This window comes from Corynebacterium striatum ATCC 6940, from assembly GCF_000159135.1.
Taxonomy (GTDB): Bacteria; Actinomycetota; Actinomycetes; order Mycobacteriales; family Mycobacteriaceae; genus Corynebacterium; species Corynebacterium striatum.
Genome location: NZ_GG667519.1, coordinates 412,973 through 419,345 on the forward strand (window position 1 = coordinate 412,973; position 6,373 = coordinate 419,345).

Below are 6,373 nucleotides of genomic sequence, written 5' to 3' on the forward strand. Positions count from 1 at the left end.
AGAATGACGAGGGCTGCTGGGATGGCGAGGAAAACGCCGATGAGCCATGCCTTATTGGCGAAGAAGCTGTCTGTTCCTCCGGTGATATCGATGACGTGTAACGCCACCTGGTTGGCTTGGAAGATGTTGCCTGCGCCGAAAGCGGAAAGAGCAAAGCCAATTGCATAGAACATTCCGAGGAAGGACCCGAGCTTTGGCTTGCCTACTGAGGTGAGCCCGTCTTTCAAGTAATACATCGGACCGCCCGAAATGCTGCCGTCTGAATTAACACGGCGGAACATCTGGGAGAGGGTTGCCTCTGCCAGCTTCAAGGCCATTCCTAACAGGCCGGCGATGATGATCCATAGCGAAGCGCCTGGTCCACCGAGGGAAATCGCGACAGCAACGCCGGCAATGTTGCCGAGGCCGATGGTGCCGGCCAGCTCGGTGGCGAAGGCTTGGAAGCTTGTTACTTCGCCGGGATCTGACTTTCGAGCAAGCATGCCGCGTACTACGCGGAAGGTTTGCTTGGCATCTTTGAATGGGCGAACACGAAGATAAAACGTGCAAAATAGTCCGCCCATGAGTAGCCAAATCACCACGAGGGGGAGCTCGGCTTCACCGATTGGTATTGCGAAGAACACGACTTTTTCTAAAACGTCAACGAAGGGGCCAAAGACGTTTTGAATTGTTTGATCGATTGCACCTTGTGCAAGCACTGTCTTAGTTTCCATGAAAGGAGCCTTTCTTGTTCTCAACGTCGTTCATTTCAGCGCGAAGCGTATAAAGTGACGTAAGTCGCATTGTATGTTATATATAACCGTTAATAAAGAGGTTTGGGAAAGTAATTGTGCTCTCGGACACTTAAATGGGAAGTTGCTTCTGCTTGAGACGGCTGGCTTCTCTAGGGCTTGCGGGCGAGGGATAAACCTCGCTTCAAAAGGAAGAAGGTGGGCGATGGCTACCGACGGCTTGGCTGCGGCAATCCAGATCGCTGGTATGGGGCGGACTAGTAAGGTTAATTACGTGATTGACTTGGAGATGTATGGAATGGAGTCCTCTTTGAATCGGAGGACTTTAAAGGATTCCACAGAATATCTCATTCGCAGCATGCTCTTGCGCGGTGAGATGAAGGTCGGTGAAATCTACTCTGCAAACGCGTTGGCTAAAGAATTAAACATTTCAAATAGCCCAGTGCGTGAGGCCATGATGTCTTTGGTTGATCGCGGGCTTTTGGAAAACGTTCGAAATCGCGGTTTTCGAGTGGTTGAGCTTTCCGATGCGGATAGCCAGGAAATTTATGACCTGCGCCTTCTGATTGAGGTCGAAGCTGTTCGGAGGGTCGCGGCGATGGAGCTGGATGAGGCTCAAAGTGAGCGACTCCGTAGCTTGGCTAAAAAGACTGATGAATTGCACGGCGCTGTGACTGGCGAAGATATGTTCCGCTACCTAGAGGCGGATCAGCAATTCCATCTTTATTTGGTCTCTCTTACAGGGAATGGTCGCTGGGTTCAGATCGTGGAAAGACTGCGCGATCAGTCCCGCGCAAATGGTTACTATCTCGACCTCATGACGAGTGGAAAGGTGCGCCAGACTGCAACGGAGCATCTAGAAATTGTGGAAGCAGTCCTGGCGCAGGATGACGATGCTGCAGAGGGGCTGATGGTGCGTCATCTTGACTATGCATGCCCGAAGGGCAAGAAATAGTCGTGATAAGGATGGGGGAATAAAGGTTAAAAGCCCCTGGTGGTGGGGGCTTGATTTAGATCGAGCTTTAGACACCTGGGGCTTTTTGTTTTGCCTTAGAAGAGGTCCAAAATGGTAGTGATGATAACGATGATTGCTGCGGTGAATACGAAGTAGTTGGACCAGATGCCGCGGAACTTGGCGTAATTCTCGTGGGTTCGGAATAGGAACAGCGGCATTACATAGACCGTGAGGGCGACGAATACGCCACCTACCAGCGAAATAAGGTCAAGGACCGACGGGTTGAAGATGGAGACGAGCGTTGCGGTGATGAAGACGAAGATGTAGGTGGCTATATCGAGCTGCTTATCAGTGAAACGGTTCGCGGTCTTCGGAGCAATGCGTCGTGCTAGGAATTTGGTGCCTTCTTCGGTACCAAGCATGTGGCCGAAGTATGAGGTGATGATGGCGCAAAGGACGATGATTGGGGAAATCCAGACCATGAACGGGGCGTTCGCGGTGTTTGCAAAGTAGGACAGAACTGGGATGTTCTGCTCGGTTGCGGTCTTAATTCCGTCGGCGCCCATCGAAAGCACGCAAGACCAGACGAAGAACATCGTGAAAAAGACGAGCAGGAATACTGTGATTCGGCCGACTCGGCTTACCTGCTTCTCGGCATTGGCTCCGTAGGATTTTTTCATGTCCAAGGAGAATTGGGACATTGCTGCCTCATGGCTAAAGGAGAAGATAAGCACTGGCATGATCAGGAACAGCGACTTTAAGAAGTCCCAAGGGTGGAAGGTTGAAGTCTCATAGAATCCGGAAAAATCCCAATGCGGAATCAGGTAGATGGATACCGTCGCTAGCGAGATGATGAGTGGATAGACCAGTGCGTTGGACAGCCACAACATTGGCTTGCGGCCTAGGGTGAAAGCACCGGTAAGGATTCCGACGCACACGATAGAAAGAATCGTGCGGTTGATTTCCGGTCCATTTAGCTGGTTGACGATAAAGCTATCTACCGTGTTGGTAATCGAAATGGCGTAGATGAGCACGACCGGATAGATGCCCATCCAGTAGGAAATGGCCAATAATGTGCCGGGCGTTTTTCCTAGGAGCTGGCTTACAACTTGGAGAACGTCTTTGTCCTTGAATGGGGAGGCACTGGTGACGCGGGAAAACATTCGGTGCGAATAAAAGACCAGTGGACCAATGATGATGGTGCCAGCAAGCAGTGGCCAGAAACCGAAACTGCCGGCGTCCATGGGTAGGAATAGGATTCCCGCGCCGACTGCGGTGCCGAAGAGCGTGATTACCCAGGTCCATGTTGAGCCGTCAGATTTTTTGGTTTTGCCTTTGACTGGCTTGGCTGTAGTGGGCGGCTGTGCTGCATGGGCAGATTCTGTCTTCAGGGTAGTCATTGAGCCTCCAAGGATGATGTCAATCTTCGGTTGTGCGCTTTCCGGGGAAAGCTGTGGCAAAACGTCTAGGGGTGTTGCCCGCTGCTGGCCTAAAAGTGAGTTGGGATACTATGTATTTATTAATGTATCCTGAATCACAATTTAGTGACGTGGGGTCAAAGTGAGAAGAGACAGTCCCGATATTTGTGGAACGACACCATGATTAGCGCCTGGGTTTGTGCACCTGCATAACTTTGTGCTCGGTCTTGGGTAAAAGTCACAGATATATTGACACTGCTCATTGGGTTAAAACCGATGAAGATGAGGATGGCAATGGAAGAAGCGCTGTTATGGAAAGAGATGCTCTTAGCTTTGGAAAAGGAGCTCGAAGCACTTTCACAAGCACATCTCGAAGAGGTTCGACGGCGCAAGTTATACATCGGAACTCGGGTAAGCGAGCGGGAGCTACATCAAGCCTCTGCCGTCCTTTTTCGGACGATCCTTCATCGGCTTTTAAACGGAAGGGATTCGCAAGCTTCCTATGCGCAGAAGCTCAATGCGGCGCTTTGTAAGATAGCGCGAACACGTGCGCGCCAGGGGGTAAATCTCGAAGAGCTTTCGGTAGTAGTCCGTGCAAATTTCATTGTCTTGTGGCGAGCTCTTAATGAGAGGGCGGAGGATGGCCAAATTTTGGTGCAGTTCCTGGAAGAGCTCTACGAGGAGGTCGAGGTTGCGGCTCTCGAAATTCGCACAGAGTATATGGCTGAACGAGCGCTGATTGAAGGGGACAATAACCTCATCGTGCGGCGTATTCTCGATGAGCTCTTCGCATCCGAGGATCTTGATGAATCGCAGATTGGGCGGCTGGCTGAAGCGATAGGTACGGAAATTCAGCGCGAGTATTGCGTGCTCATTGCGCCGATGTCGGCAGCCACTAAGGCTGAAGACATTGCAGAAGAATTAATGACGGAAGGGCGTGCTTTCTGGCTTTATTTCAATAATTCTTTCTGTATTTTTTGGGCAAAGGCTTTTGGGGCTACTCCGGAAGCTATGGTTTCCATGCTACATCTTGAGAATGAGTGGTGTTTGGTTAATGCCCACGTCTATGGCTTGCAGAACCTGCGTAAGCAGGCGATTGGGCTTACTCGTATTGCCGCAGCGACGAAGTTTGGACAAGGAGCTCATGCTGCTGGTGCGAAACGATTGTCATTCGTAGAAGATCTTCTCCCAGTTGTTTTGGCGCGCTACGCCGAAGAAGTATTACCTGGATATCTTTCCGTACCTTTGGAAGAGCTTTTAGGGGTGGGCGAGAAGGAACGTGATCAACTGGTCGAAACCGTTGATGCTTATTTGCGAACTGGCTCAGTGAAGGCAACTTCTGAGCAAACCTATTGCCACCGCAACACCGTAATTAATCGTTTAAAGTCTTTCGAAAGTTGCACTGGACTTTCGCCGCTGACTATTGAGGATGCAGGCAGGATCAGGATGTTGCTTGCCATACTTCCGCTGCATTTGGAGGCTTAAGGCCTTGGTGTTGGAGGGGTAGCAGAGAGCTTAACTTTCAAGCTGAGCTCATTCTTCCTCCCAAAACAGCGACTCCCTTCCTGCCTTTGGGCGAGCAGGAAGGGAATCTAAGGAGCTTAACGAGAACGGCTGGATTAGAAGACGGCCGGAACGTTGGCGACCATCGAGAAAAGGTCCTTTGGGTCATCTGGTTCTGCAAAGAGCTCGATGTCGACCTCAAGATCGGTGCCGGCGACACTGTCACGGAGATAGCGCAGCGCGGAGTAATCGTTGATGGCAAATCCGACGTCGTCGAAAAGCGTGATCTGCTCTACGGAATCGCGACCAGTTTCCTTGCCTGCGAGAACCTTCCAGAATTCAACAACTGGGAAGTCTTCAGGCTTCTGCTGGATTTCGCCCTCGATGCGGGTTTGCTCAGGATATTCAACGAAGACTTTTGCCTTGTCGAGGATGCGCTCATCAAGCTCAGTCTTGCCCTCGCAGTCGCCACCAACGGCATTGAGGTGAACGCCAGGCTTGACGTGCTCGAGCTGCAGGACATGGTTCTGCGCTTGGTCCGCTGTACAGGTCGTAATGATGTCGGCGCCTTCGACTGCTTCCTCGGTGGTTTGTGCGATAGTGATGTGGAAACCCAATGGCTCGAGGTTGCGCTTAAACTTTTCGAGCGATTTTGGATCTACGTCGTAGATGCTGATGTCTTCGATGCCGAGCATGCCGCGGAAAGCAAGAGCCTGGAATTCGGACTGAGAACCGGCGCCGATCATGGCCATCTTCTTCGAATCCGGGCGTGCAAGGTGCTTTGCCACCATTGCGGAAACGGCTGCAGTGCGCAAAGCGGTAAGCAGTGTCATCTCAGACTGGAAAGTCGGGTAGCCAGTGTCGACGTCGGCTAGCATGCCAAAAGCCGTAACGGTTTGGTAGCCGCGCAGTGGGTTCGCGGGATAGCCGCTGACGTATTTGAACGCGAACTCTTCGGTGTTTGCAGTCGGCATAAGCTCCATGACTCCGAACGGGGAGTGGAAACCGAAACGAGGTGCCTTCTGGAAGCGCTCCCAACGCTTGTAGTCTTCTTCGAGATATCCGGCCATGCCGGTGACGATGTTCTCTACGCCTTCGCGTTGGACCCAGCGAGCGATGTTCGTAACGTCGACAAACTTAACCATGTCAGGACCTTTCTAAATGAGTCTAGGATCTCCTTTGACCAGTAGATATGCGCCTTTATGCGGACGGGACATATTTGGTTCTGGTCTGTAGTGGCGGTAGCTATTCCGCTAGAAATGACGATAAGGCGTTGGGTGCAATATGTGAGCCGGGATACAAAAATTGGTGCTTTAAGGCACTGATTCCTGTTCAGATGCACAATCCTTTAGGCATGGTTTTCGACATCGTTGCCGAGTTATTTCAAGAGCTATGCAAGACAGCGATAGCGCCCGGGCTCTCACGTGGGGCCCTAGGCGCTGACGCTGTCTCTCTCTAAACACTCCCGATTATCAGCCAAGGCTGCCCTCCGGAAGCTGAGGGGTTCTCTCTATCTCTCTCATGCGCTCTCTCAAACGCACAACAAAAGTATGGGGCACGCAGCTGGCACAGCCATGATTCGCGGCTGATAGTCCACTGGAACTCCCTGTCATTTCACTGGCTATTTGGCCCGGATGTTCGAATCTTGCGGCTTTGCAGGGGCGGGCGTGTCCGGTGCGGTTTCTAGGGTGTGTGGTGCGTTGAAAACAGTTCCCTAAATATCCAGCTAACTAGCTGGCTCTCTCGTCCGTGAAGGAGCCATTATG

Annotated in this window: 5 protein-coding genes; 2 read left to right on the top strand and 3 right to left on the bottom strand. The window is 51.6% G+C overall.

The genetic code is table 11. From position 1 onward, the window contains the following. The coding region (locus tag HMPREF0308_RS01840) for an alanine:cation symporter family protein (protein WP_005528117.1) at positions 1 to 713 on the bottom strand (713 nt) is incomplete at its 3' end. A gap of 223 nt (positions 714 to 936) precedes the next feature. On the opposite strand from HMPREF0308_RS01840, the gene HMPREF0308_RS01845 reads away from it, so the two are divergent. After that, complete coding sequence (locus tag HMPREF0308_RS01845; protein WP_005528118.1) at positions 937 to 1,686, top strand: GntR family transcriptional regulator; 750 nt, start codon at positions 937 to 939, stop codon at positions 1,684 to 1,686. 95 nt (positions 1,687 to 1,781) lie between these two features. On the opposite strand, the gene HMPREF0308_RS01850 is transcribed toward HMPREF0308_RS01845, so the two are convergent. Further along, a complete protein-coding gene (locus tag HMPREF0308_RS01850; RefSeq protein ID WP_034656567.1) occupies positions 1,782 to 3,086 on the bottom strand; it encodes an amino acid permease in 1,305 nt (434 codons plus the stop codon). Between the two features lie 267 nt (positions 3,087 to 3,353). On the opposite strand from HMPREF0308_RS01850, the gene HMPREF0308_RS01855 reads away from it, so the two are divergent. Further along, positions 3,354 to 4,589: a helix-turn-helix domain-containing protein gene (locus HMPREF0308_RS01855; RefSeq protein WP_141276880.1), complete on the top strand. Its 1,236-nt coding sequence runs from the start codon at positions 3,354 to 3,356 to the stop codon at positions 4,587 to 4,589. A 134-nt stretch (positions 4,590 to 4,723) separates the two neighbouring features. On the opposite strand, the gene HMPREF0308_RS01860 is transcribed toward HMPREF0308_RS01855, so the two are convergent. Then, on the bottom strand, positions 4,724 to 5,752 hold the full coding sequence (locus tag HMPREF0308_RS01860; RefSeq protein WP_005528121.1) for an ornithine cyclodeaminase: 1,029 nt from the start codon (positions 5,750 to 5,752) through the stop codon (positions 4,724 to 4,726). Between the last annotated feature and the right edge of the window lie 621 nt (positions 5,753 to 6,373).